This is a genomic window from Peribacillus sp. FSL P2-0133 (assembly GCF_037975445.1).
Classification (GTDB): domain Bacteria; phylum Bacillota; class Bacilli; order Bacillales; family DSM-1321; genus Peribacillus; species Peribacillus simplex_E.
The window spans coordinates 4,078,974-4,104,110 of the sequence record NZ_CP150254.1 but is presented as its reverse complement, the minus strand read 5'-3'; the positions used below and the strand labels follow the sequence as shown (position 1 = coordinate 4,104,110).

At 43.8% G+C, this 25,137-nt stretch carries 20 protein-coding genes, 1 other RNA gene and 1 other annotated feature; of the genes, 18 read left to right on the top strand and 3 right to left on the bottom strand.

Features of this window, described 5'->3' with window-relative positions; all coding sequences use genetic code 11:
• Positions 1-4 precede the first annotated feature (4 nt).
• Positions 5-1,144 carry a tRNA guanosine(34) transglycosylase Tgt gene (gene tgt, locus MKY17_RS19725; RefSeq protein WP_076365000.1) on the top strand — a complete coding sequence of 380 codons (1,140 nt, stop codon included), beginning with the start codon at positions 5-7 and terminating at the stop codon, positions 1,142-1,144.
• A gap of 42 nt (positions 1,145-1,186) precedes the next feature.
• The gene (yajC, locus tag MKY17_RS19720) at positions 1,187-1,471 is read left to right on the top strand and encodes a preprotein translocase subunit YajC (protein WP_098369655.1); all 285 of its coding nucleotides are present in this window, start codon (positions 1,187-1,189) and stop codon (positions 1,469-1,471) included.
• Positions 1,472-1,518: 47 nt separating this feature from the next.
• Here yajC and MKY17_RS19715 read toward each other — a convergent pair whose 3' ends face one another.
• Positions 1,519-1,890: a TIGR04086 family membrane protein gene (locus MKY17_RS19715; RefSeq protein ID WP_174524159.1), complete on the bottom strand. Its 372-nt coding sequence runs from the start codon at positions 1,888-1,890 to the stop codon at positions 1,519-1,521.
• A gap of 169 nt (positions 1,891-2,059) precedes the next feature.
• On the opposite strand from MKY17_RS19715, the gene MKY17_RS19710 reads away from it, so the two are divergent.
• A complete protein-coding gene (locus MKY17_RS19710) occupies positions 2,060-2,740 on the top strand; it encodes a DUF421 domain-containing protein (RefSeq protein WP_098369656.1) in 681 nt (226 codons plus the stop codon).
• A gap of 28 nt (positions 2,741-2,768) precedes the next feature.
• Here MKY17_RS19710 and spoVB read toward each other — a convergent pair whose 3' ends face one another.
• Positions 2,769-4,331 (bottom strand): stage V sporulation protein B, encoded by a 1,563-nt coding sequence (gene spoVB / locus MKY17_RS19705; protein ID WP_098369657.1) that lies wholly within the window; start codon positions 4,329-4,331, stop codon positions 2,769-2,771.
• Between the two features lie 170 nt (positions 4,332-4,501).
• On the opposite strand from spoVB, the gene MKY17_RS19700 reads away from it, so the two are divergent.
• From MKY17_RS19700 to dtd, 6 genes are all read left to right on the top strand, one after another.
• Positions 4,502-4,807 (top strand): post-transcriptional regulator, encoded by a 306-nt coding sequence (locus MKY17_RS19700; RefSeq protein ID WP_179890971.1) that lies wholly within the window; start codon positions 4,502-4,504, stop codon positions 4,805-4,807.
• A gap of 196 nt (positions 4,808-5,003) precedes the next feature.
• Entirely contained in the window at positions 5,004-7,265 is a 2,262-nt protein-coding gene (gene secDF / locus MKY17_RS19695; RefSeq protein ID WP_339200449.1) for a protein translocase subunit SecDF, read from the top strand.
• A 145-nt stretch (positions 7,266-7,410) separates the two neighbouring features.
• A complete protein-coding gene (gene recJ / locus MKY17_RS19690; protein WP_339200448.1) occupies positions 7,411-9,786 on the top strand; it encodes a single-stranded-DNA-specific exonuclease RecJ in 2,376 nt (791 codons plus the stop codon).
• Entirely contained in the window at positions 9,777-10,289 is a 513-nt protein-coding gene (locus MKY17_RS19685; protein WP_061464220.1) for an adenine phosphoribosyltransferase, read from the top strand. Before recJ ends, MKY17_RS19685 begins: the two co-directional genes overlap by 10 nt.
• 319 nt (positions 10,290-10,608) lie before the next feature.
• Entirely contained in the window at positions 10,609-12,807 is a 2,199-nt protein-coding gene (locus MKY17_RS19680; protein ID WP_098369661.1) for a bifunctional (p)ppGpp synthetase/guanosine-3',5'-bis(diphosphate) 3'-pyrophosphohydrolase, read from the top strand.
• A 15-nt stretch (positions 12,808-12,822) separates the two neighbouring features.
• Complete coding sequence (gene dtd / locus MKY17_RS19675; protein WP_098369662.1) at positions 12,823-13,266, top strand: D-aminoacyl-tRNA deacylase; 444 nt, start codon at positions 12,823-12,825, stop codon at positions 13,264-13,266.
• 75 nt (positions 13,267-13,341) lie between these two features.
• Here the strand turns inward: dtd and MKY17_RS19670 are convergent, their stop codons facing one another.
• Positions 13,342-15,111, bottom strand: a complete 1,770-nt coding sequence (locus MKY17_RS19670; protein ID WP_339200445.1) for an SH3 domain-containing protein — start codon at positions 15,109-15,111, stop codon at positions 13,342-13,344.
• A gap of 129 nt (positions 15,112-15,240) precedes the next feature.
• Between MKY17_RS19670 and MKY17_RS19665 the strand changes: the two genes are divergently transcribed.
• From MKY17_RS19665 to MKY17_RS19625, 9 genes are all read left to right on the top strand, one after another.
• Positions 15,241-15,414, top strand: a complete 174-nt coding sequence (locus tag MKY17_RS19665) for a hypothetical protein (protein ID WP_034308777.1) — start codon at positions 15,241-15,243, stop codon at positions 15,412-15,414.
• A gap of 78 nt (positions 15,415-15,492) precedes the next feature.
• Positions 15,493-15,730 (top strand) — a binding site (T-box leader).
• Between the two features lie 97 nt (positions 15,731-15,827).
• On the top strand, positions 15,828-17,099 hold the full coding sequence (gene hisS / locus MKY17_RS19660) for a histidine--tRNA ligase (RefSeq protein WP_339200444.1): 1,272 nt from the start codon (positions 15,828-15,830) through the stop codon (positions 17,097-17,099).
• A 12-nt stretch (positions 17,100-17,111) separates the two neighbouring features.
• Positions 17,112-18,881 (top strand): aspartate--tRNA ligase, encoded by a 1,770-nt coding sequence (gene aspS, locus MKY17_RS19655; protein ID WP_339200442.1) that lies wholly within the window; start codon positions 17,112-17,114, stop codon positions 18,879-18,881.
• An 86-nt stretch (positions 18,882-18,967) separates the two neighbouring features.
• Positions 18,968-19,153, top strand: a non-coding RNA gene (ssrS, locus tag MKY17_RS19650) — 6S RNA.
• Between the two features lie 375 nt (positions 19,154-19,528).
• Entirely contained in the window at positions 19,529-20,500 is a 972-nt protein-coding gene (locus tag MKY17_RS19645) for a nuclease-related domain-containing protein (protein WP_339200440.1), read from the top strand.
• Between the two features lie 276 nt (positions 20,501-20,776).
• Positions 20,777-21,925 carry a M20 family metallopeptidase gene (locus MKY17_RS19640; RefSeq protein WP_339200438.1) on the top strand — a complete coding sequence of 383 codons (1,149 nt, stop codon included), beginning with the start codon at positions 20,777-20,779 and terminating at the stop codon, positions 21,923-21,925.
• A 111-nt stretch (positions 21,926-22,036) separates the two neighbouring features.
• Entirely contained in the window at positions 22,037-22,798 is a 762-nt protein-coding gene (locus MKY17_RS19635; RefSeq protein ID WP_034308767.1) for a tRNA threonylcarbamoyladenosine dehydratase, read from the top strand.
• A 187-nt stretch (positions 22,799-22,985) separates the two neighbouring features.
• On the top strand, positions 22,986-24,173 hold the full coding sequence (locus MKY17_RS19630) for an ABC transporter substrate-binding protein (protein WP_339200435.1): 1,188 nt from the start codon (positions 22,986-22,988) through the stop codon (positions 24,171-24,173).
• A 76-nt stretch (positions 24,174-24,249) separates the two neighbouring features.
• A complete protein-coding gene (locus MKY17_RS19625; RefSeq protein ID WP_098369668.1) occupies positions 24,250-25,128 on the top strand; it encodes a branched-chain amino acid ABC transporter permease in 879 nt (292 codons plus the stop codon).
• Positions 25,129-25,137 lie beyond the last annotated feature (9 nt).

The following is a 25,137-nucleotide window of genomic DNA, read 5'->3' as shown; positions in this document are numbered from 1 at the left end:
TGCGTTGACTGCAATACGATATGAGTTAATCAAAACATGTAAACAGACAGGGGCACGGCTAGGCCGGGTCCATACGCCGCATGGTTCTTTTGAAACGCCGGCATTTATGCCGGTTGGAACGATGGCTACTGTCAAAACGATGTCCCCGGAAGATTTGAAACAAATGGGGGCAGGCATCATCCTGAGCAATACGTACCACCTATGGCTGCGTCCGGGGCATGAAATCATCAAGGAAGCTGGCGGATTGCATAAGTTCATGAACTGGGATCGGGCGATTTTGACCGACTCAGGCGGCTTTCAAGTCTTCAGTTTGAGCGAGTTCCGCAAAATTGAAGAAGAGGGCGTGCATTTCAGGAACCACCTGAATGGCGATAAATTATTTTTATCTCCGGAAAAAGCGATGGAAATACAAAATGCGCTTGGCTCGGATATTATGATGGCATTTGATGAATGTCCGCCATTTCCGGCGACCGAAGAGTATATGAAGAAGTCGGTAGAACGGACATCGCGCTGGGCGGAACGCTGTTTGAATGCACATGAGCGCCCAAACGACCAAGGGCTGTTCGGAATCGTTCAAGGCGGGGAGTTTGAAAATCTTCGCAAACAAAGTGCAAAAGACCTTGTCTCCCTTGACTTCCCGGGTTATGCTATTGGAGGACTATCTGTAGGGGAACCGAAGGATATCATGAACCGCGTCCTTGAGTTTACAAGTCCGCTCTTGCCAACTGACAAACCGCGTTACCTTATGGGGGTCGGTTCACCGGACTCATTGATCGATGGTGCACTCCGCGGTATCGATATGTTTGACTGTGTACTGCCGACGCGAATTGCGCGTAATGGTACGCTCATGACGAGCAATGGCCGGCTGGTTGTGAAAAATGCGAAGTATGCACGCGATTTCGGTCCAATCGATGAAAATTGCGACTGCCATGTTTGCAAGAATTATAGCCGGGCATATATCCGCCATTTGATTAAGTGTGAAGAAACCTTTGGGATTCGTCTTACGACTTACCATAATCTTCATTTTCTGTTAAACTTGATGGAACAGGTCAGACAAGCTATTCGAGAAGATCGTCTTGGAGACTTTAGGGAAGAGTTTTTTGAGCAGTATGGTTTCAATGAACCAAATGCGAGAAACTTCTAATTCCATACATATTTTAATGAACGAAAGGAGTGAATATACAAAATGGGTAATTTAACACAAATACTTCCGTTGATTTTAATGTTCGTATTGTTCTATTTCTTATTGATCCGCCCGCAGCAAAAACGCCAAAAGGCTACGCGAAACATGCAAAGCAGTTTGAAAAAAGGTGATAAAGTTGCTACTATCGGCGGCATGCACGGAACAATCGATGCAATCGATGACCTGCAAATCGTCATTAAATCACCAGACGGTACAAAACTAACTTTTGACCGTGCTGCAATCCGTGAAATTACGGAAAGCGCACCGAATAAAGAAGCAACTCTATAAGACAAACGAAAAAACCGGGCCATGTGCCCGGTTTTTTGCTGTGTTTTTTAATCGGTGCGGGAGTCGGAACTCATGTTGACCCCAAGTACGCCGCCCATCATGGCCGTAATCACGAAACAGCCATAGTATATCCATTGCTTGATGGTGAAAAGTGCATCGTGACCTAAATATTGAAAAAGGAACACGACCAACAGATAAAGCAGCCCAGTGCTTCCGCCCAAGAATAGTCCTTGCTTTTTCCCTTTGCCTCCTGAAATGAATCCGCCAATGAACAGCGATAAAAAGGACACGATCATGATCACGTATGTCAGGGATGATTCCGTCAGTGAAGTAAAACGAAGAAGGATGGAAACGATTAAACTAGCAATCATCGCTATGGCAAAGATGGAGCCTACGCCATAAATTACGGCGACACTCATTTTTTTAGTTTCGATGGGTATTCCTCCTTTTTGAAAGGCTGATACGTATAGCCTGTTTATGTGTTTGTACAAGCATATTCCCGATATCGAACCTTTAGACCAGGTTTAAGAAGCTTCCCGCAAAATTAGCAAAGATTATGGAGTAATTTTTCAGTTCCCAAGCCATGCTATGGATGAAGGATGTGGTATTGAAGTGGATATCCTGGCTATTATTTTTAGAACAACAGTGATCTATCTAGTCATCTTAATCCTTTTTCGAATGATGGGTAAGCGGGAAGTTGGGGAATTGAGCATTCTTGATTTAGTGGTATCCATCATGATAGGGGACATTGCCGTTCTATCCTTTGAAGATTTGGATAGACCATTTTTCAGGCAAATCATTCCGATGTTCGTTCTTGCTTTCATCCAAATAATATTGGCTTTCATTTCATTGAAAAGCATTAGATTTCGAAACATCGTGGACGGTACGCCGCAGATCATCATCAATCAAGGGAAAATAGATGAAAAAGCGATGCGTAAGCAACGATATACTTTCGATGATTTATTGACCCAGCTGCGAGAACAGGGAATTAATGATTTAAATGAGGTGCAATTCGCAATCCTCGAATCTACCGGGAAGCTTTCGATCATCAAGAATACCAAAGGCAAAAGGTCTAAAACGAAGGAAACACCTTATCCCCTTATAATTGACGGGGAGATACAGGAGAGGAATCTCGATAGAATTGGCAAAAATCATTTTTGGCTCCGGCACCAGTTGAAAAAGCTGGGAGAAACGAAGATTAAAGAGATTTCGATTTGTGGGTACATAGATGGCCAATTTTATATCGATAAAAATGAAACGAAGAAATGACCGAAGCCTTTTAATGCTTCGGTTCATTTTATTTCCAAGCGAATTTTGATAAAAAGCCGCCCACTACAGGAATCCTGATCAGATCCGCCTTTTTTATGCTGCCGGTCATGAGCAGGAAAAATGTGAATAGCATGATAACGACCGTCACGGAAAACATAAGCCTTGTGCCAAGTGGCAGTGAGGAAAGCGGGAATTGATAAAGATAATAACCGCCCCATCCGGAAATTAAAGCAAGAACCAGAGCTGATATATAGCTGCGGAAATGAAGCGTGAAAGGGACGACCTTCAGCACGGTTGAAAAATGCAGGAAGGTAACGAGCATCGTACCGACAGCTATCCCGATTGCGGCACCCATGATCCCGAAACTTTCCTTTGACGCCAGCAGCCAAATCACACCGATTTTAAGGATGTTCCCAGCCAGGCTGTTGAACATTGCGGCCTTTGCAAGATCCAGTGCTTGCAGCATGGATTGCAGCGGATATTGAAAGTAATAAAGGATGAAAAAAGGTGCCAGGAATTTAATGAAAACAGCAGCATGCGAAGAGCCATACATGACTTGTAAAATCGGTTCGGCAAAGATGAACAGAATGACGATAGCTAAACAGCCTGTGATAAAGGTGATTTTCAGGGCCTGCTGAAGCCTGTGTTCAACGAGTAAAAAGTTTCCGGTCGTACGGGCTTCACTCACTGCCGGGACAAGTGCCGTCGCCAGTGATGATGTAACGAAAGAGGGAAGCATGAGCAATGGCAGTGCATACCCTGTTAACTCCCCGTATTGACTCGTGGCTGCTGCGGCTGTGACTCCGGCAATTGCCAAACTCTGAGCGACCACTATCGGTTCGAAAAACCACGAGATGGATCCTATCATCCTGCTCCCAGTAGAAGGCAGGGCGATCCCCATCAATTCAGTGAACGTTCCTTTTCCGGATTTGACATTCTTGAAGAAACCTTTCCGGAACTTAAAATGTTTCTTTAGTTTAAAGCTGGTCAATAAGTAGATGAGAGATACAAGTTCACCGATGATTGAAGCTAACATCGCCCCGGCTGCTGCATATTCAATTCCATATGGCAAAAAAGCCTTCGTCAGGACGGCTATGAAAGTGATTCTGGCCACCTGTTCGATAACTTGTGAGAAAGCGAAGGGCTTCATATTTTGCTTGCCTTGGAAATAACCGCGCAGTACGGATGAAATGGCGATGATTGGTACGATCGGGGCAATCGCCATGAGCGGCCATAATGTCCGTTTATCAGTGAAAAGGTATTCTGAGAGAACCGGCGCAAAAACCAGCATCGCAGGAGTGAAAATCATCGAAAGAGTAAAGGTGCAGGCCAAAGAGACGACAAGGATTTTCTTGATTTTCCGCTCATCCCCTCTGGCATTAGCCTCAGCCACGAATTTCGAAATGGCGATTGGCAGGCCTAACTGGGTTATGTTCACGACGAGAAAGAGGGTCGGTAAAGCCATCATATATAAACCAACGCCTTCTTCGCCGATGAAGCGGGCGATGACAATGCGGTTAATGAAACCAAGAACCCTTGTAATCAGGCTTGCGATTAATAATATCAGCGTCCCTTTTAAAAATTTGGACATTGAACTCCCTCCCTGCCTTCTCAAAAAAGCTGTTATGCTATACAATTATCTATATGCTTGTACTTGGACAAAGCATGACAAAAGTGTTTGTTTGCGTTCTAACAAATGATCGAAATCCTTCTAAGAAAATGCGCATTTATTTGAGAATCATTTTTACTGGAGGCAAAGTGATGGCAAAAAAGAATCATCCCTATCAAAGGTATTATCTAAAGGTACGTCCATTTTTAAAGAGCAAGCGTGAGGAATTCCAAATGGTCGGATTGAATGCCGTAACAGAGGAAGACATTTGGGGAACTTTAACCAAAAATAAATGGAAGCGTCCGCAGGAAAACATTCACCTTCATGAACTTGTCGCAGATATCGTGACATTTTCGAGTAACCAGTTCATGACCTTCCAAATGGTTGAAGCATATAAATCACCAAACCTATTAGAGCCGCTTTCTGAAGAAGAACTGAAGGAACTTTTTAAAGAATAAACACAAAGATATACTTAAATTGACAGCTGTTTGTATATGACTCATAATAGATATGGTTATGCTTTTTTTGGAAAAAGCAGGGAAGCTGTGTCCTTTTTCTCAAGAAGCAAAGGGTATGCAGTTATCATATAAACTAAAAATGACAGTTTTTTTAACTTCAGGAACAGGCGTATTATAGAAAGGGGCCTACTACATAATGGTAAAAAGAAGCAGAATCGTTGCGTTTTTTCTAATCGCACTATTGATTTTCGCAGCGATGGGGACGACTTCAAAAGGAATCCTAAAGGATATCAAGCTGGGTCTTGATCTTCAAGGCGGTTTTGAAGTGTTATATGAAGTAAAACCGCTGTCTGGGGAAAAGATCACCCCGGATGTTTTACGGGCTACAGTAAGCTCGCTTGAGCGGCGTGTCAATGTTTTGGGCGTTAGCGAACCTAACATTCAAATCGAAGGGAAAGACCGGATCCGCGTTCAATTGGCTGGAGTCAAAGACCAAAACAACGCTCGCGAAATCCTCTCGACACAAGCTAAATTATCTTTCCGTGACTACAACGATAAGGAAATGATGACCGGTGCCGACCTTAAAGAAGGCGGCGCGAAACAAACGTTCCAAGATAATAAACCGGTTGTCGAAGTCACATTGAAAGACGTAAATAAATTTAAGGACATCACTCAAAAAATATCCTCGATGCAAAGTCCGACTAATGTACTTGCAATCTGGTTGGATTTCGAGGAAGGAAAAGATTCCATTAAGGATACAGCCTCACAGGACAATATGATATCCGCTCCGGCTGTCAGTGAAGTTTTCAATACGAAGAAGGTGTATATTACCGGTCAATTCACGGTGGAAGAAGCGAAAGAGCTTGCAGCCCTTCTGAATGCAGGTGCTTTGCCTGTAGATTTAAAAGAAAAGTATTCCACTTCTGTAGGTGCCCAGTTCGGTGCAGGTGCACTGCATGATACTATTTTTGCAGGAATCATCGGAATTGCACTTGTTTTTATCTTCATGCTTGTGTATTACCGCTTCCCGGGATTCATTGCAGTCGTCACTTTAAGCATATACCTTTTCTTGACGCTTTTAGTGTTTGATTGGATGAATGCGGTCCTTACGCTGCCTGGTATTGCAGCATTGGTACTCGGGGTCGGGATGGCCGTCGACGCAAATATCATAACCTATGAGCGAATCAGGGATGAATTGAAACTTGGCAGATCGGTTAAAGCGGCTTATAAAGAAGGTACCAAGAATTCACTTGCTACAATCACGGACGCCAACTTAACGACCCTGCTGGCTGCGGCTGTTCTGTTCTATTATGGAACAAGCTCGGTTAAAGGGTTTGCCACCACTTTGATCATTTCGATTTTAATGAGTTTCATTACAGCCGTCTATGGTACACGCCTCTTCATGAGCCTGTGGGTGAATAGCGGGTTCCTGGACAAACGTGCATCGTGGTTTGGCGTGAAGAAGAAATACATTCACGATATATCCGAGAAAATGGAATTAATGTCATTGCCAACACGCTTTGATAAAATCGATTTCGTCAAACATCGGAAAGTTTTTTATGGCATTTCAATCGGTGTCACCATTATCGGGATCATTTTCCTGCTCGTCTTCAGATTGAATCTTGGGATTGATTTCACGAGCGGTACCCGAATTGAGATTGCGTCCAAAGATGTCTTGACGACTCAGCAAGTCAAAACCGAAATGAAAAAGGTCGGTATTGCTAAGGATGATATCAAGGATGTCAGGCTCGCTGGACAAGAAAATAAAAATGCTGTCGTTCGTACAGTCGGTGTGCTTAATAAACAGGAAATCGCTCAATTGAAGGACCACTTTAAGAAAGATTATGGAGTAGAACCGAATGTCAGCACCGTTTCGCCGACAGTTGGAAAAGAACTTGCGAAAAATGCTCTGTTTGCGTTAGCGATTGCATCACTCGGCATTATCTTGTATGTATCCATACGATTTGAATGGCGGATGGCTGTACCTGCCGTCGTAGCGCTTATACATGACGCGTTCTTTATTATTACGATATTTAGTGTACTTCGACTTGAAGTGGATATCACCTTCATTGCTGCGGTTCTGACGATTGTCGGTTATTCGATCAATGATACGATCGTAACCTTTGACCGTATTCGTGAAAATCTGCGCTTCAGCCGTAAAATCAAAACCGCCGAAGAACTTGAGAACATTGTGAACATCAGTATCAGGCAAACTTTGACGAGATCCATTAACACGGTTCTGACCGTTCTCATCACGGTCATCGCGTTGATGATCTTCGGCAGTGAAGCTATCCGTAACTTCTCCATTGCCCTGTTTATCGGTTTAATATGCGGCGTGTATTCATCGCTATTGATCGCTTCCCAATTCTGGCTTGATTTGAAAATCAGGGAATTGAAGAAGAAAGGTCCGCTGAATACAGCGAAAGAAAAGAAACAAAGTCTTGAAGGACAAGTTTAATAGGTGAGAGGGGCTGGCATGATGCCAGCCTTCTTTTTATTGAACTAAGCTTATCGAACAGGGAATTACAGCCAATTATGAGTTTAAAATAAAATTGAAACTGGTATATTCGTTTTGTATAATGAGTAAGTTGAGGGGTGAATAAATGTTAAAGCCAAAAACCCGGTGGAACTTACGAACTGCCGATGAAAACAAAGTTGCTGTACTAGCTGAAGAGCTTCATATAACACCTTTGGTTGCAGCCCTGCTTGTGAATCGAGGCCTGGATACGATTGAAAGTGCCCGATCATTTTTATTTGTAAAAAATCAAACTTTTCATGATCCATTTTTATTGAAGGATATGGATAAAGCAGTATATAGAATAAGAGAAGCGATTCAAAATGGAGAAAAAATACGTATATTCGGTGATTATGATGCGGATGGCGTGACATCGACGACAGTGATGATGACGGCGCTGACGAGATTGGGGGCCGATGTTGACTTTTATATCCCGAATCGGTTTACAGAAGGATATGGTCCGAATCCGATGGCATTCCGCCTTGCAGCCGAGCAAGGGGTGAAGGTATTAATAACCGTCGATACCGGAATTTCTGCAGTCGATGAAGCGAAACTTGCCGGCGAGCTTGGCATGGATTATATTTTGACCGACCACCATGAACCGGGACCGGAACTGCCTGAGGCATTGGCAATCATCCATCCTAAACTTGAGGACAGTTCCTATCCATTTAAAGAGCTTGCCGGAGTAGGGGTCGCATTTAAGCTGGCACACGCCTTGCTTGGGGAATTGCCTGAGGATTTGCTTGAGATAGCGGCAATCGGCACGATAGCGGATTTAGTGCCTTTACAAGGGGAAAACCGCGTTATTGCTGCGAAAGGCATCGAGCAGTTACGTTTGACGCGCCGCCCGGGACTTGTTGCCTTAATGAAAGTGGCGAATGTTCAGCAGGAAGCATTGAATGAAGAATCGATCGGCTTTGCGATGGCACCGCGGATCAATGCTGTCGGGCGCCTTGGAGATGCCGATCCTGCTGTCGATTTATTGATGTCACAAAGTCTGGAAGAAGCGACGGAACTTGCCAATGAAATCAATGATATCAATAAAGAGCGACAGGAAATGGTTGCGGCAATGGCGGAAGAAGCGATTGCTGAAGTCGAGGAAAACTACCCGCCGGAGTCCAATGGAGTGCTCATCATCGGCAGGGAAGGCTGGAACGCCGGAGTTGTGGGGATTGTGGCCTCTAAACTTGTTGAACGCTTTTACCGGCCGACGATTGTATTGAGTTATGACCGGGAAAAGGGATTAGCTAAAGGTTCTGCTCGGAGCATCGCCGGTTTCGATCTATTTCAAAGTCTTTCCGCCTGCCGTGAAATGCTGCCTCATTTCGGTGGACATCCGATGGCTGCTGGAATGACCTTGAAAATTGAAGATGTTCAGGAGCTCAGGGACCGCATGAACTTGATTGCGAAGGAACAACTGAACGAAGAGGACTTCACACCCATTACAAACTTGGACGGGGCAACGACTTTAGCTGAAGTTTCCATTCAAACGATTCAGGAAATGAGCTTGCTGGCGCCATTTGGGGTTACGAATCCTAAGCCGAAGATATTGATAGATTCCGTCCAGCTTTCAAGTGTCCGCAAAATTGGTGCCAACCAAAATCACTTGAAGGTCCAGCTGGAAGATGGTGAAAATCATAAACTTGACGGCGTGGGCTTCGGTCTCGGTCATTTTGTCGATGAAATAGCTCCGCACGCTGAAGTCTCGGTTATTGGTGAGCTTTCCATCAATGAGTGGAATAATATGAAAAAGCCCCAGATCTTTGTCCAGGATGTCTCGGTAAACCATTGGCAGTTATTCGATTACCGCGGCAAGGGACAGGCAGAGAAGTGGCTTGCCGACATTCCAGTACAAAACCGGAAGATCGTCATTTTCTCGGAAGATATTTATCGCAGATACCCATTTTTGCAAAACCATCCAGATCTTGTTCATATCAAGAATGAACTGGATGCAGAGCAGCTCGACTGCTTCGAAGGTCATTTGGCATTTATGGACATGCCGCCGTCCAGGGAATATTTGAAACGGGTGATTGCCAATAAGAACCCTTCGCGTATCTACGCTCACTTTTCCCATGAACAGGACCATTTCTTAAGTACGATGCCAACAAGGGATCATTTTAAATGGTTCTATGCCTTCCTTGCCAAAAAGGGTCCGCTCGACGTGAAAAGATATGGTGATGACCTGGCCAAATATCGCGGCTGGTCAAGAGATACCGTGGAATTCATTTCTAAGGTGTTTTTTGAGCTTGATTTTGTTACAATAGAGAATGGGTTAATTATGCTCACAACCAATGCGAAAAAACGCGATCTCAGTGAATCTGAATCGTATACAAGAAAGAAAGAGCAATTTGAGCTTGAACAAGAGCTTGTTTATTCTTCCTATCAGCAATTATTCGATTGGTTCAATCATTATTTAGTTCATGAGGCAACAGACCTTGAGGAGGAAACAAAGCAATGGATTTAAAGCAATATGTAACAATTGTGCAAGACTGGCCAAAACCGGGTATTGTCTTCAAAGATATTACAACATTAATGGATAACGGCGCAGCTTATAAATACGCAACAGACCAAATCGTCGAGTACGCACGCGATAAAAATATCGACTTGGTGGTAGGGCCGGAAGCACGCGGATTCATTATCGGATGTCCAGTCGCATACTCATTGGAAGTGGGCTTTGCGCCAGTGAGAAAAGAAGGAAAACTTCCACGTGAAACGATAAAGGTCGAATATGGTTTAGAATATGGCAAGGATGTATTGACAATCCATAAAGATGCCATTAAACCGGGACAGCGTATCTTGATCACGGATGATTTGCTTGCTACCGGGGGAACAATCGAAGCGACGATCAAATTGGTTGAACAGCTTGGCGGAATTGTAGCCGGGATTGCATTCCTTATTGAATTGACCGACTTGGATGGTAAAGATAAATTAGACGGCTATGATGTCTTGACATTAATGAGCTTTTAATAAACGAGAGCACTCTTACCAGGGTGCTCTTTTTCTGTTTTTACTCATTTTAGCTGGATTTTGTCGAATTTCCAGTGAAAAAATGCACTATTCTTAATAAAATACTCGTTTAACTCTTTACATCCTTGCCTTTTTTTTCGATAATAGTAATAATAAAGAGTTTTTCTGCTAATAAGTTTATTTGCACTTTTATCCGTTTAAGCGGATTTATTTTTTTTCGCAAAATTTGTCACGTTTTGCAGAATAAAGGGAAGTGCTACCAATCATACTCAATCCGGATCATATCCGGTGGCAGTTAAAGTGGGGTTAAGGTGATTAAATGGCTAATGATCAAATATTGACTGCCGAGCAGGTTGTGGAACGGGCCAGCTTATATCTTCAGCCGGAAGAAGCTGAATTTATCTATAGAGCGTTTAAGTATGCAGAGTATGCTCACCGAGAACAATTCCGTAAATCGGGAGAGCCGTATATTATTCATCCGATTCAAGTGGCGGGCATTCTGGCTGATCTTGAAATGGACCCTGCAACCATTGCGGCAGGTTTTTTACATGATGTTGTTGAAGACACGGAGATCACTTTGAAGGATATTGAAGAAAATTTCAGTCCTGAAGTCGCCATGCTTGTGGATGGCGTGACCAAGTTAGGGAAAATCAAATACAAATCACAGCAGGAGCAACAGGCGGAAAACCATCGGAAAATGTTCGTGGCGATGGCCCAGGATATACGGGTTATCTTGATTAAACTAGCGGACAGACTGCATAATATGCGGACATTGAAGCATCTGCCGCAGGAAAAGCAGAGAAGGATTTCGAACGAGACGTTGGAAATCTTCGCACCGCTTGCCCATCGTCTTGGTATCAGCACGATTAAATGGGAACTGGAAGATACTGCACTAAGGTATTTGAATCCTCAGCAGTATTACCGAATCGTCAACCTGATGAAGAAGAAACGTGCAGAACGTGAAAACTATCTAGAAGAAGTCATTGATGAAGTGCGTAAAAACGTTGAGGAAGTCAACATTAAGGCTGACCTATCCGGCAGGCCGAAACATATATACAGCATTTATCGCAAAATGGCTTTGCAGAATAAACAGTTCAGCGAAATTTATGATTTGCTTGCAGTTCGGATCGTCGTCAATAGCATAAAAGATTGCTATGCCGTTTTAGGGATCATCCATACATGCTGGAAGCCGATGCCTGGCCGATTCAAAGACTATATCGCGATGCCGAAGCCGAATATGTATCAATCGCTCCATACGACGGTGATCGGACCGAAAGGCGATCCGCTGGAAGTGCAGATCCGTACTTCCGATATGCATCGCATTGCCGAGTTCGGGGTTGCCGCGCACTGGGCTTATAAAGAGGGAAAAGATGTTGGTGAACAGCCTTCACTGGAAGAAAAATTGACATGGTTCCGGGAAATTCTTGAATTCCAGGATGATGCGACTAATGCTGAGGAATTCATGGAATCCCTTAAAATAGATCTTTTTTCTGATATGGTATTCATTTTCACTCCAAAAGGCGATGTCATCGAACTGCCATCAGGATCCAACCCGATTGATTTCGCTTACCGGATTCACTCGGAAATCGGAAATAAAACGATTGGTGCCAAAGTGAACGGGAAAATGGTACCGCTGGATTATAAACTGAAAACTGGCGACATCATAGAAATCTTAACCTCGAAGCATTCATATGGTCCAAGTCAGGATTGGCTTAAGCTAACGCAAACATCTCAAGCGAAAAATAAAATCCGCCAATTTTTCAAGAAGCAGCGCCGGGAAGAAAATATCGAAAAAGGCAAAGAGCTTGTTGAAAAGGAAATCAAGGATATGGAGTTCGACCTGAAGGAAATCCTGGCTGCCGAGAATATCAGGCGTGTTGCGGATAAATTCAACTTCCTGAATGAAGAGGATATGTATGCAGCAGTCGGATATAACGGAATAACAGCCCTTCAGGTAGCTAACCGCCTTACCGAAAAATGGCGTAAGCAGAAGATGGTCGAGCAAGAAGCAGATATTTCTGAAGCGGTAGCCGATCTGAAAACCTTCTCCAATACATCTAAAAAACGTGACTCAGGCGTACAGGTACCGGGGATTGATAACCTGCTTATCCGTTTATCACGCTGTTGCAACCCAGTTCCAGGGGACGAAATCGTTGGTTATATAACTAAAGGCCGTGGAGTTTCAGTTCATAGACAAGATTGTCCGAACTTGGATAGCGGGGATGCGGATCATCGCCTCGTACCGGTTGAATGGGAAAGTACGATTAACGAACGCAAGGAATACATCGTTGAAATTGAAATTAGCGGCTATGACCGTCGCGGCTTATTAAACGAAGTGCTGCAAGCAGTCAATGAAACCAAGACCAACATTTCAGCGGTCTCGGGTAAATCCGACAGGAATAAGGTCGCGACCATTCACATGTCGATTTATATTCATAACATTGCCCATTTACAAAAGGTCGTCGACCGCATAAAACAAATTTCAGATGTTTATTCCGTCAGAAGGATAATGAACTAAGGAGTTTTTATTGCCATGCGTGTTGTTTTACAACGTTCCAAAGCGGCAAAAGTCGTTGTCGCTGACCAAATAATCGGGCAAATCGACAGCGGTCTCGTCCTGTTGGTTGGTATCACCCATGGGGATACCATCGATGACGCCGCCTATTTGGCCGATAAGATTGTCAATCTAAGAATATTTGAAGATGAAAATGAAAAGATGAACCATTCACTATTGGATGTGGGAGGTTCGATTTTATCAGTTTCACAATTCACCTTATACGGCGATTGCCGTAAAGGCCGTCGACCCAACTTCATGGACGCCGCCCGTCCTGAAGAGGCGAATGAATTATATGAAGCATTTAACGAGGAACTCCGCAAGAAAGGCGTCCATACGGAAACAGGTCAATTCGGTGCCATGATGGATGTTCAGCTTACTAATGACGGTCCCGTTACATTAATACTTGAAAGCAAAAAATAACCTGCTGCGGCAGGTTATTTTTTTGGGGTAAGAGAAGAAAAGCCAGCTTTGATGCGAAGCTGGCTTTTCTCCTTTTTATTTAAAATACCGCGCCAATCCATTATAGATGGCTGATGTGATTTTTTCTTGATACTCATTTGATGTTAACGTCAATTCTTCCACTGGATTACTTAAATAACCTAGTTCAATGAGTGTAGCTACCCGTTTATTTTCACGGATAACATGAAAATTCCCGTAACGTGTTCCACGATTGGGCACCTGCATGGTAGAACCGAGTGAATTGGCCAGTGTAGCCGCCAATGCACGCTGATAGTCATGATAGTAGTATGTTGTTATCCCGCTGGTGATCTGGTCCTTGGTGCTATCATAATGGAGGCTGATGAAAGCATCCGCGTTATGTATATGTGAAGTGCTGACCCGGGAAGGGAGTGGAACATAAGTATTTCCGCTTCTGGTCAGGATCACTTTAGCTCCTGCCGCCTGAAGTTTGTCCCGCAGCAATTCTGCCGTTCGAGTCGTCAGGTTTTTCTCAAGTGTTCCACCGACGCCGATTGTACCGCTATCCCTTCCGCCATGTCCGGGATCGATCACAATGGTTTTATCCTTTAAGTATTTCTCAACGCCAGGCCGTTGGATCTGCTCGGGATTCCCTTCGATCGTAACGATCCATCCGGCCACATAAGCTGTTTTTCCGCCCTTAAGTTTAACGGAATACCAGTCGCCTTCCATACCTGATGCGGAGAACGTTTCACCTGCATTGGCCTGCTTTACAATCTCTGAGTTGCCATCAGGCTCACTCCTAAGGATCGTCCCATCATGAATGATGGTAATCTTGTTTCCTTTTACATCAACCTTTTTTTCCTTCGCCGTTTTTTCAACATTCTCTTTTTCCAGGTACCAATTCACGACCCAGCCCTTTTTTGAACCGGAGAGCTTTATCTGTGTCATATTACCCTTTGTTTGCAGCACGGCGTAAGTCTCATCCTTGTTCACCGAACCGATGACCTTGCTTGAGAGAGAGGCTTCTTTCCTGACATTTAATCCCGCAGCGGTCACCCTTGCAGTGGCGCCTGCCGTTTCATTTTTTATATCATCTTTATCTTCGCTTACTTGTATGTAAGGTTCAGCTACCCAACCGCGGACTCCTTGGAAATCAATTTCAGCCCATTCATTTTCAACCCTGTAAACGGTCACTGACGTATTTTTATTCAGCTTTCCGAGCGAGGCACTGCTTGTCGATGGTTCCGAACGGACATTGAGCCGGTCCACCAATGTTACACCGGTTTTTACGGATTGATTCGTTTCTTCTTCCTTAGTTGAATCTTTCTTCGCTGCATTTCCTGATGAGGCGGGAAGCTTCAAGTAGTCAGATGAGACCCAGCCTTCGATATCCGCCGTTTTGACCTTTATCCAATTTTCATTCTTTTCAATGATGTCAACAGCCGTTCCTTTACTCAAGGATCCAACCGTTTGGAATGTAGTGCCGGGACCTGTACGGACGCGGACGGAGCTGCCTGTTATCATGCCTTGTCCGGATTCCTTTTTGACCTTGTTGGTATCGGAACCCGTTTGTTTCTCCACTAACCAATTGGCAACCCATCCCGTTTTGCCGGCGCCAATCCGGATTTCGATCCAGTCGCCATCTTCATTCAGAATAGGATACGAGTCCCCTTTTTCCAGTTTTTTTACGATAGGGAAACTGAGGCCTGCACCTTCACGGACATTGACCACTTGGGTTGTCACGATATTTTCCCCTTCATCTTTTCCAAAAGCGTGATTGACGGGGAAAATCGCTGAGAATATCAGCATCAGTGTCAGGCCGAATAAACCCGATTTCTTCTTCATAAGTTGTCTCTCCCTTTTAATGTCTATAAGTATGTATTCTCGTTCAATGAAAATTTCCCTCTTCCCCTGTGCAAAAAACATTTTTTTTAGGAAAGAATAGAGCTTATATAACTCAAGGAGGGAAACTACATGAAATTCAGCGAAAAAGATCAAACGAGCTTAAGCGGAGGCAATCAAGTACTGGGCGTCGATTTTCACGATTTCATTCAAAAGGAACAAAGCGCAAACCTTGTTGAATTGGCATCCGAATTCGGGGTCAATGTCCGGACGATCAAAAATTTGAAAAAACGTTTGAACCAATAAAATGCGACAAAATCCTCAGTCTGCCTTGACATTTGATGTTAACGTCCGTATGATTATAAAATATCAGACTCATTACTGCAATAACCAATGATGGAGAAGAGTAATTAAGAAACACATGAAAAGAGAGGAAATGCCGAGGCTGAAAGCATTCCACATGATGACTTAATGAAAGAACCCTCCGTAGGCTTCACTCCGAACGGATTTACTTAATAGGAGATGGACGTAAAACAGGCGTTAACTGTTTTTGAGCGGGGGCACTTTTTTTTGTGCTTCAACTAGGGTGGCACCACGGGATATCCAAACTCTCGTCCCTTGTAACGGATAAGTTACAAGGGGCGGGAGTTTTTTGTTTGGAAAAAATCAGTATAGCGCCGTATCAGAAAGGGCGTCTTGCTTTAAAGGAGGAAACACACATGTCTATTCAGATTCCTAGAGGTACCCAGGATTTATTGCCTGGCCAAACGGAAATTTGGCAGTATATCGAGAACACAGCGCGTGAGATTTGTCAACGTTACCAATATAAAGAAATCCGCACACCGATTTTTGAGCATACGGAATTATTTTTACGTGGTGTAGGGGATACAACCGATATCGTACAAAAAGAAATGTATTCATTTCAAGATCGCGGTGAAAGGAACTTGACCCTTCGTCCGGAAGGCACCGCATCGGTTGTACGGTCATATATCGAGAACAAAATGTTCGGGTGGGCCAATCAACCGGTCAAGCTTTATTATATCGGGCCGATGTTCCGTTACGAACGTCCGCAAGCAGGCCGGTTCCGCCAGTTCGTTCAATTCGGCATCGAAGCTTTAGGAAGTAAGGATCCCGGAATCGATGCAGAGGTTCTGTCACTTGCGATGAACCTTTACAAGGAACTTGGTTTGAAAAAGCTGAAACTTGTGATCAACAGCCTTGGTGATAAGGAAAGCCGGACAGCGCATCGCAATGCGTTAATTAAACATTTCGAACCTCGCATCGGCGAGTTTTGCGGCGATTGTCAAAACCGTCTCGAAAAAAATCCTTTGCGTATCCTGGATTGTAAAAAGGATCACGATCACGAATTGATGAACACGGCTCCTTCCATCATTGAATATTTAAATGATGAATCCCGTATTTATTTCGAAAAGGTGAAACAGCACTTAACCGATTTGGAAATCGACTTCGTTGAAGATCCGACCCTAGTGCGGGGCTTGGATTACTATAATCATACCGCATTTGAAATCATGAGTGATGCAGAAGGCTTTGGCGCCATCACTACCCTTTGCGGAGGCGGCCGTTATAACGGGCTAGCTGAAGAACTTGGCGGACCGGAAACACCCGGAATCGGCTTTGCACTTAGCATTGAACGCCTGATTGCTGCCCTCCAAGCAGAAAACATCGAGCTTCCGATCAAAAAGGGAATTGACTGCTATCTTGTTTCATTAGGTGAAACAGCCAAGGATTATACCGTCAAACTTGCCCATCAATTGCGGAATGCCGGTTTTACCGTCGAAAAAGACTATCAAGACCGTAAAGTGAAAGCACAATTCAAATCAGCCGACCGCCTCGAAGCAAGATATGTGGCGACACTCGGGGATGATGAATTGGCAAATAATAAAATCAATGTGAAGTTCATGGAAACCGGTGAACAAGTCCAAATGGAACTTGCTACATTCGTTGAACAATTCAAAAAGCTACAGGCTTAAGGGGGAAATACCATGTTTGGCAGAACATACTTCAATGGTGAAGTGACAGAAGCAGCTATTGGTGAAAAAGTAACATTAAAAGGATGGGTACAAAAACGCCGGGATTTGGGCGGGGTCATCTTTATCGACCTACGTGACAGAAGCGGAGTCGTCCAAGTCGTTTTCAACCCGGATATCTCGGCAGACGCGCTGGCCACAGCCGAAAAGATCCGTAATGAATACGTCCTTGATATCCAAGGAACAGTCATCAAACGTGATGAAGCCAACTTCAATCCGAACGTAACAACAGGGACCGTCGAAGTTCAAGCTGAAAACGTTACAATTTTAAACGAAGCAAAGACCCCTCCATTCATCATTGATGAAAGAACGGATGTATCAGAAGACATCCGCTTGAAATATCGTTATTTGGACCTGCGTCGTCCAGCGATGTTCGAAACGTTGAAAATGCGTAACCAAACAACAAAAGCGATCCGTGATTACTTGGACGGTGAAGGCTTCCTTGATATCGAAACACCTATCTTAACTAAAAGTACACCTGAAGGAGCACGTGATTATTTAGTGCCTAGCCGTGTACACGAAGGTGAGTTCTATGCACTTCCGCAGTCACCGCAAATCTTCAAGCAGCTATTGATGGTATCCGGTTTCGAACGTTATTATCAAATTGCCCGCTGTTTCCGTGATGAAGACTTACGTGCTGACAGACAGCCTGAATTCACGCAAATCGATATTGAAACAAGCTTCATGAGCCAAGAAGATATCATTAACACCGCTGAAAACATGATGGCTAAAGTGATGAAAGAAGTAAAAGGATTGGACGTAACACTGCCATTCCCTAGAATGACATACAATGAAGCAATGAGCCGTTACGGTTCCGACAAACCGGATACACGTTTCGGAATGGAGCTTAAAGATGTTTCCGAAATCGTCAAGGACAGTGATTTCAAAGTGTTCACCGGCGCTGTTGCAAACGGCGGACAAGTTAAGGCGATCGTCGTTAAGGACGGAAATGCGGATTATTCCCGTAAAGATATTGATGGATTGGCTGAATTTGCAGCGATTTACGGTGCAAAAGGCCTTGCATGGCTGAAAGTTGAAGAAGACGGAGTAAAAGGGCCGATCGCCAAATTCTTCGCAGAAGATCAAGAGCAATTAGTATCTGCATTGGAAGCTGAAGTGGGCGATTTAATCTTATTCGTCGCGGATAAGAAAGGCATAGTCGCTGATGCACTTGGAGCACTTCGCAACAAGCTTGGTAAAGAAAGAGGCTTGATCGATCAAAGCAAATTCAACTTCCTATGGGTGACGGACTGGCCATTATTTGAATATGACGAAGAAGAAGGACGCTACTATGCAGCACACCATCCATTCACAATGCCATTCCGTGAAGACATGGACAAACTGGAATCAGACCCAGCAAGCGTCCGTGCACAAGCATATGACCTTGTACTGAACGGCTACGAACTTGGCGGCGGATCACTGCGGATATTCGAACGCGACGTTCAGGAAAAAATGTTCAAAGTACTCGGATTCTCCGAAGAAGAAGCAAACGTACAATTCGGCTTCCTAATGGATGCATTCGAATACGGAACGCCTCCACACGGCGGGATCGCCCTTGGACTGGACCGCATGGTCATGCTGCTCGCAGGCCGCACGAACCTTCGCGACACCATCGCGTTCCCGAAAACAGCAAGCGCAAGCGACCTGCTCGTTGACGCACCGAGTACTGTAAGTGACAAGCAATTGGCCGAACTTAACCTAAGACTTGCTGCACTTAAAAAATAATTCATTTGGCAAAAATATGAAAAAATACCTAGGTGTTTTTTCTTGAAACAGAGTTAAGCATTATGATATGATGTCTTCAATAAGTAAGAGTCCTGATGTGTTCGTTCTTTAACCTATAAGTTTTGACCGAACACTTATAGTTACCGGGAGCACTAGTTTCCTGGCCGCGTAAAAGCCTCCCTCGAAGAGGACTTACAAACGCGAGGAACCGAGCACCCACCTGCGGAGAGCGGGTTCAAAACAAAGGCGTAAACGGCACAATTGGGACTCTTACACCTTACAAAGCAACTCATGTTAAACAACATGGGTTTTTTTGTGCGTCAAAACAGTTAACTCACGAGTAAATGGTGCGAACTCACGAGTAAACTGCGTAAAATCACGAGTAAATGTCGCGAACTCACGAGTAAATAGTGCAAATTCACGAGTAAACTGCTTATATTCACGAGTAAAACGCAAACTCACGAGTAAATGGCGAGAATTCACGAGTAAATACCCCAAATTCACGAGTAAATGGCGCAAACTCACGAGTAAGCTACAAATCCCATGAATTAAACAGAGCGAACTCCCGGTAAAACGTCTGATTTCAGATCCTAGCAGGAAAAAAGGGCATTTACATAGAAGCTAAAGTAGAAGGAGTTGATGAATGGATGCTAAAACCGTGTGAAATGCCTATGAAAATGCTCAAACTGGAGGCATTAAGCAGGAGGCTATCAGCAAATCATCCAAAACAGGAAAGAATCAGGAACGATTTCCAAAAAATCCGTACAGGATATAACGGGGAGCTGAGTATCGGAAAAGAGCTGAAGAATCTTCCGAAAGAATATTGTGTATTTCATGATTTGAGATTAAGCCCCGATGGGAGCCGTTATTTTCAAATGGATTTCCTAATATTCACCCGGAATTACTGTATCATCATTGAAGTGAAAAATTTTGCCGGAACGCTCTATTTTGACCGCACCTATCCCCAATTGATTCGGACAAAAGATGGACAGGAACAGGCATATCTGGATCCGCTAATCCAGGTTGACGTGCAAAAATCCCGATTAAATGATTGGCTTACTTTTCACAAATTCCCCTCGCTGCCGATTGAAACGCTCATTGCCAATGCAAACTCGAATACCATCATCAGGACTACCCCAGGTTTTACCCCCATTTTCAAAAAAATCACGGGAAAAGAAACTCTGATTACCAAAATTCACACCCTTGAAGAAAAGTATCCTTCTGAGCAATTAACCCAAAGGCAGAGCAATAGACTTTCGAACACGATTCTGCATAAAAACACTCCGCATAATCCTGATATACTCGAATTGTATCAAATTGATGAGCAAGATCTGCTCAAAAGCGTTCAATGTCCTGAATGCTCTGCTCCCCATATGCAATATCACTGGGGCAAATGGTCATGCAGTCAATGTTATTACGCCGCGAAAGATGCCCACATTCAAACTCTTCGTGATTTTGCTCTCCTCATAAAACCCAATATAACAAATAAACAAGCACGGCTCTTTTTACAAATCGATTCAATTGATATCATGCAACGGATGCTATCTGCTTTGGAATTGCCTTATTCGGGGCAATTTAAAAATAGAGCTTATAAACTTGATGGATTAATTCACGAGTAAATAGTGCAAATTCACGAGTAAATGTCGCGAACTCACGAGTAAACTACGCAAACTCACGAGTAAACTGCGTAAATTCACGAGTAAATGGCCCAAATCTACGAGTAAACGCAAATTCACGAGTAATCAAGCCAAACTCACGAGTAAATACCCCAAACTAACGAAAAAACCCAAAAAACATCGAATAAACTTCAAATATTCCCATTTAAGTAACATTCCGCAATATAGATTCGTAAATTATAGTAAGGTTGAGCAATAGTCAGCCAAGGATAGAAAGTAGTGAGGGCTTTGAAAGATTTATTGTATGCAAAGAGGATGGAAATGCTTCAATTAGTGGAGCGGCTAGTGAATATAGATAGTGGTTCTCATACGAAAAAGGGTATTGATGAAATTGGTTCGATTTTAAAAACTAAATTTGAAAGTCTGGATTTTATTGTGAATACCGTTGAGCATCAGAATTATGGCAATCAGCTGGTCATCCAGCATCGTGATGCGCAACAACCGCATATTCTGCTCGTCGCCCATATGGATACGGTTTTTTCGGAAGGCACAGCGCAAAAACGTCCTTTTAAAGTGAAAGGAAGTCGGGCATACGGTCCTGGTGTAGCGGATATGAAGTCCAGTTTGGTTGAGCTTTTTTATGCGATCCTTTGCTTGAAACAGACGGGGCAGACAGGCTATAAGCATATCCAAATCATTCTTAATAGTGATGAGGAGATCGGATCTCCGTCGTCCGCTTCACTCATATCGGAAAAAGCGGCTAATAAGAAGTTCGCGTTAATTCTTGAACCGGCTAGGACGGACGGTTCGCTTGTCACGGCAAGAAGGGGCTGCGGTCAGTTTAAAGTGGATATCGTCGGGGTGGCCGCCCATTCAGGAATCGAACCGGAAAAGGGACGAAGTGCAATTGAAGAATTGGCCCATAAGATCATCGCCTTACACCAATTGAATGATCAACAGAAAGGAATCAGCGTCAATGTCGGCATGATTGAAGGAGGTTCCGCTGTCAATATGATCGCTTCCCATGCGGCTGCTTTTGTGGATGTGCGGATTTCGGAAAAAAGGCAGGAAGGCATCATCCTCAAGCAACTGAAAAATATCTGTGCTGAAACCTATATTTCAGGAACGATAACGACATTAAGCGGGAAAATGGACCGGTCCCCCATGGAAAAAAATGAGAAAACGAACTTGCTTTTAGAGACAATCCGTCAGGCTGGGAAGGAAATTGGCATCGAAATCACGGATACTGCCACGGGTGGAGGTTCGGATGCTTCCATCTCTTCTGATTTGGGAATCGCGACAGTGGATGGACTCGGGCCAATTGGAGGCAATGCACATAGTGAAGAGGAGTATATGGAAATTCCAAGTCTGACGGAAAGAACCCTTCTATTGGCAACCGTCATTCAAAAATTATCAAAAATGACCTAGTGCACCAATTCCGATTAGACTGCTCATATTTCGCTTGTCATTAATGATGTTTATGATATATTGTTAATTGGAAAGCTAAATAAGAACAGAATTTATTGGAGTTGAATATATATGCTGCATCAGTTTTCACGAAATGAATTGGCAATTGGCAAGGAAGGAATCGATATTCTGAAAAACACGACCGTTGCTGTCCTGGGGGTAGGAGGCGTTGGTTCATTTTCAGCCGAAGCATTGGCACGTTCCGGGGTAGGCCGTATTATTCTTGTGGATAAAGACGATGTCGACATCACAAATGTAAACAGGCAGATCCATGCTCTATTATCTACAGTCGGTCAACCGAAAGCGGAATTGATGAAAAATCGCATTCAAGACATCAATCCCGACTGCGAAGTGATCGCACTTAAAATGTTCTATACAGAAGAGACGTTTGAAGAATTCTTCAGTTATGGCCTGGACTATGTCATAGATGCATCGGATACGGTCATTTATAAGATCCATGTGATGAAGGAATGCCTGAAACGGAATATTAAGGTGATTTCAAGCATGGGGGCCGCTAATAAGATGGACCCGACGCGTTTTCAAATTGCCGATATCTCCAAAACGCATACCGATCCGCTTGCCAAGGTCATTCGTACTAGATTGCGTAAAGAGGGCATAACAAAGGGAATTCCCGTTGTTTTCTCCGACGAGAGCCCTATTGTCATTCGTGAGGATGTCCGAAAAGAAGTCGGTAATGATGAGGCAAAAATCCGTAAAGCCCAAATGCCTCCGTCTTCGAATGCTTTCGTTCCATCCGTTGCGGGTTTAATTGCAGCAAGCTGGGTGATCAATGATATATTGAAAGACATTGAAGTTCGCCGTGTAAACGATTGATAAAAATCAACTGACTCTATAAAGGGTCAGTTTTTTTGTGTCGAATAGTAGATATTCCCTTTTAATAACTTTTTTATCCATATCATATAGACGGGGTCGAAAGAATGAGATACACTATTTTCAGAATATTATTTTTATTCAGATATTCTATTTGTTTAAAAGAACACACAAAACAAGGGGGTTTCAAATGAAGAAGAAAAAGCTAGCAGGAGTGTTTCTATCACTTTCATTGGTTGCAGGGGCGCTGGCAGGTTGTAGCGGCGACTCGAAAACTAGCAGTTCAGGCGGGGGTTCATCAAAATCTGGTGACACAATTAAAATTGGGGCCAACCTTGAATTGTCTGGAGGTACGGCATCATTCGGCCAATCGGCTGCAGATGGTCTGAAACTGGCCATCGATGAGATTAATAAAGAGGGCATCAACGGTAAAAAACTGGAAATCGTTAAGGTTGATAATAAATCAGATGCAGCAGAAGCTACAAGCGGTTCGATCAAGTTAGTCAGCCAGGACAAGGTTGTGGCTGTAGTCGGATCTGCGACAAGCACGAATACATTGGCACAGGTTCAAGTCGCACAGGATAATAAAGTTCCTCTACTCACACCAACTGCAACAAATCCCGACATTACCAACAAAGCTGGAAAATTAAATGATTATGTGTTCAGAACTTGCTTTATCGATCCATTCCAAGGTACGGTGGCAGCCAATTTCGCATCTGACGAAATAGGGGCAAAGACGGCTGCGATCTATGTGGATAGCGCAAGTGATTATTCTAAAGGACTGGCCGCAGCTTTTAAAGAAGCGTTCACTGCCAAGGGCGGTAAAATCGTGGCAGAAGAAGCTTATGTAACGAAAGATACTGATTTCCGCTCTACATTGACACGTATCAAATCCGCAAAACCGGAGTTCGTTTTCCTTCCTGGTTATTATGAAGAAGTCGGATTGATCTTAAAACAGGCACGTGAAGACGGCATAGACCTTCCATTCATGGGTGGGGACGGCTGGGATTCCCCGAAGGTCGTTGAAATTGCCGGAGCGGAAGCTTTAAAAAATACTTATATCACGAATCACTATTCCCCGGAAGATGAAGATGCTAAAATCCAGGATTTCGTTGCAGCCTTCGAAAAGGAATACGATAAAACACCGGATGCCTTTGCCGCACTTGGCTATGACACTGGGTACTACCTGGCCGATGCCATCAAGAGATCTGGAGATGCTTCTCCCGAAAAAATCAGACAAGCATTGGAAGATGTCAAAGATCTTCAATTAGTTTCCGGAACACTGAACCTTGATGAAAATCATGATCCGATCAAATCGGCGACCATCTTGGAATATGTAGATGGCAAACAAACGTTCAAGACAAAAATCAATCCATAATACCTTATGTGAATAGGGGGCAAGTTCCCCCTATTCTATATTCACTTAAAAAACACCTTAACGGGGAGAGTGCAATATGGAACTGATTCAGCAATTGGTAAATGGCATTTCACTCGGAAGCATTTATGCTTTGATCGCTCTTGGTTATACGATGGTATATGGAATCGTCAAGCTCATCAACTTCGCCCATGGCGACGTATTCATGGTCGGTTCATTTGTAGGGTTTTACGCCATTACCGTAATGGACTTATCCTTCATCCCGGCTTTATTGATTTCGATGGTCACATGTGCCATCTTTGGCGTTTTAATCGAACGCATTGCTTATAAACCCCTTCGTAATGCAACACGGATTGCAGCCTTGATAACGGCCATCGGTGTTTCCCTTCTGATAGAAAATGGGCTGATTTACATCCGGGGCGCCCAGCCGGAAGCCTATCCAAATAATGTCCTTCCGATGGATAAACTCGATATATTGGGAGTTTCCATCAGCAGTCAATCGATATTGATCTTATCTGTTTCCATCATATTAATGATCATCCTACAATTCGTTGTCCATAAAACCAAAATCGGCAAAGCGATGCGTGCCGTTTCATTCGATTCCGAAGCTGCAAAGCTGATGGGAATCAATGTGAATAATACGATTTCAGCTACGTTCGCCATAGGTTCGGCCCTTGCAGGGGCGGCTGGTGTCATTTTTGGAATCTACTATATTAAAATCGAACCGTTGATGGGTGTCCTTCCTGGCCTTAAAGCATTTGTTGCAGCCGTCTTGGGCGGCATCGGCATCATTCCGGGAGCGATGGTCGGCGGTCTGCTGCTTGGAGTGATCGAAGCTTTGGTCAGTGCAGCCGGTTACTCATTATGGCGCGATGGTGTGGCTTTCGTCGTACTTATCTTGATTTTGATTTTCTTGCCGCAGGGACTGTTCGGTAAAAATAAAAGAGAAAAAGTATAGGGGAGACAT

Coding starts and splice junctions, on each gene's coding strand:
- MKY17_RS19685 (WP_061464220.1), top strand. CDS start 9,777: ATGGATTTAAAGCAATATGTAACAATTGTGCAAGACTGGCCAAAACCG.
- hisS (WP_339200444.1), top strand. CDS start 15,828: ATGTCTATTCAGATTCCTAGAGGTACCCAGGATTTATTGCCTGGCCAA.
- MKY17_RS19635 (WP_034308767.1), top strand. CDS start 22,037: ATGCTGCATCAGTTTTCACGAAATGAATTGGCAATTGGCAAGGAAGGA.
- MKY17_RS19645 (WP_339200440.1), top strand. CDS start 19,529: ATGCTAAAACCGTGTGAAATGCCTATGAAAATGCTCAAACTGGAGGCA.
- MKY17_RS19670 (WP_339200445.1), bottom strand. CDS start 15,111: ATGAAGAAGAAATCGGGTTTATTCGGCCTGACACTGATGCTGATATTC.
- aspS (WP_339200442.1), top strand. CDS start 17,112: ATGTTTGGCAGAACATACTTCAATGGTGAAGTGACAGAAGCAGCTATT.
- MKY17_RS19680 (WP_098369661.1), top strand. CDS start 10,609: ATGGCTAATGATCAAATATTGACTGCCGAGCAGGTTGTGGAACGGGCC.
- yajC (WP_098369655.1), top strand. CDS start 1,187: ATGGGTAATTTAACACAAATACTTCCGTTGATTTTAATGTTCGTATTG.
- MKY17_RS19630 (WP_339200435.1), top strand. CDS start 22,986: ATGAAGAAGAAAAAGCTAGCAGGAGTGTTTCTATCACTTTCATTGGTT.
- spoVB (WP_098369657.1), bottom strand. CDS start 4,331: ATGTCCAAATTTTTAAAAGGGACGCTGATATTATTAATCGCAAGCCTG.
- dtd (WP_098369662.1), top strand. CDS start 12,823: ATGCGTGTTGTTTTACAACGTTCCAAAGCGGCAAAAGTCGTTGTCGCT.
- MKY17_RS19715 (WP_174524159.1), bottom strand. CDS start 1,890: ATGAGTGTCGCCGTAATTTATGGCGTAGGCTCCATCTTTGCCATAGCG.
- MKY17_RS19700 (WP_179890971.1), top strand. CDS start 4,502: ATGGCAAAAAAGAATCATCCCTATCAAAGGTATTATCTAAAGGTACGT.
- recJ (WP_339200448.1), top strand. CDS start 7,411: ATGTTAAAGCCAAAAACCCGGTGGAACTTACGAACTGCCGATGAAAAC.
- MKY17_RS19625 (WP_098369668.1), top strand. CDS start 24,250: ATGGAACTGATTCAGCAATTGGTAAATGGCATTTCACTCGGAAGCATT.
- MKY17_RS19710 (WP_098369656.1), top strand. CDS start 2,060: ATGGATGAAGGATGTGGTATTGAAGTGGATATCCTGGCTATTATTTTT.
- MKY17_RS19665 (WP_034308777.1), top strand. CDS start 15,241: ATGAAATTCAGCGAAAAAGATCAAACGAGCTTAAGCGGAGGCAATCAA.
- secDF (WP_339200449.1), top strand. CDS start 5,004: ATGGTAAAAAGAAGCAGAATCGTTGCGTTTTTTCTAATCGCACTATTG.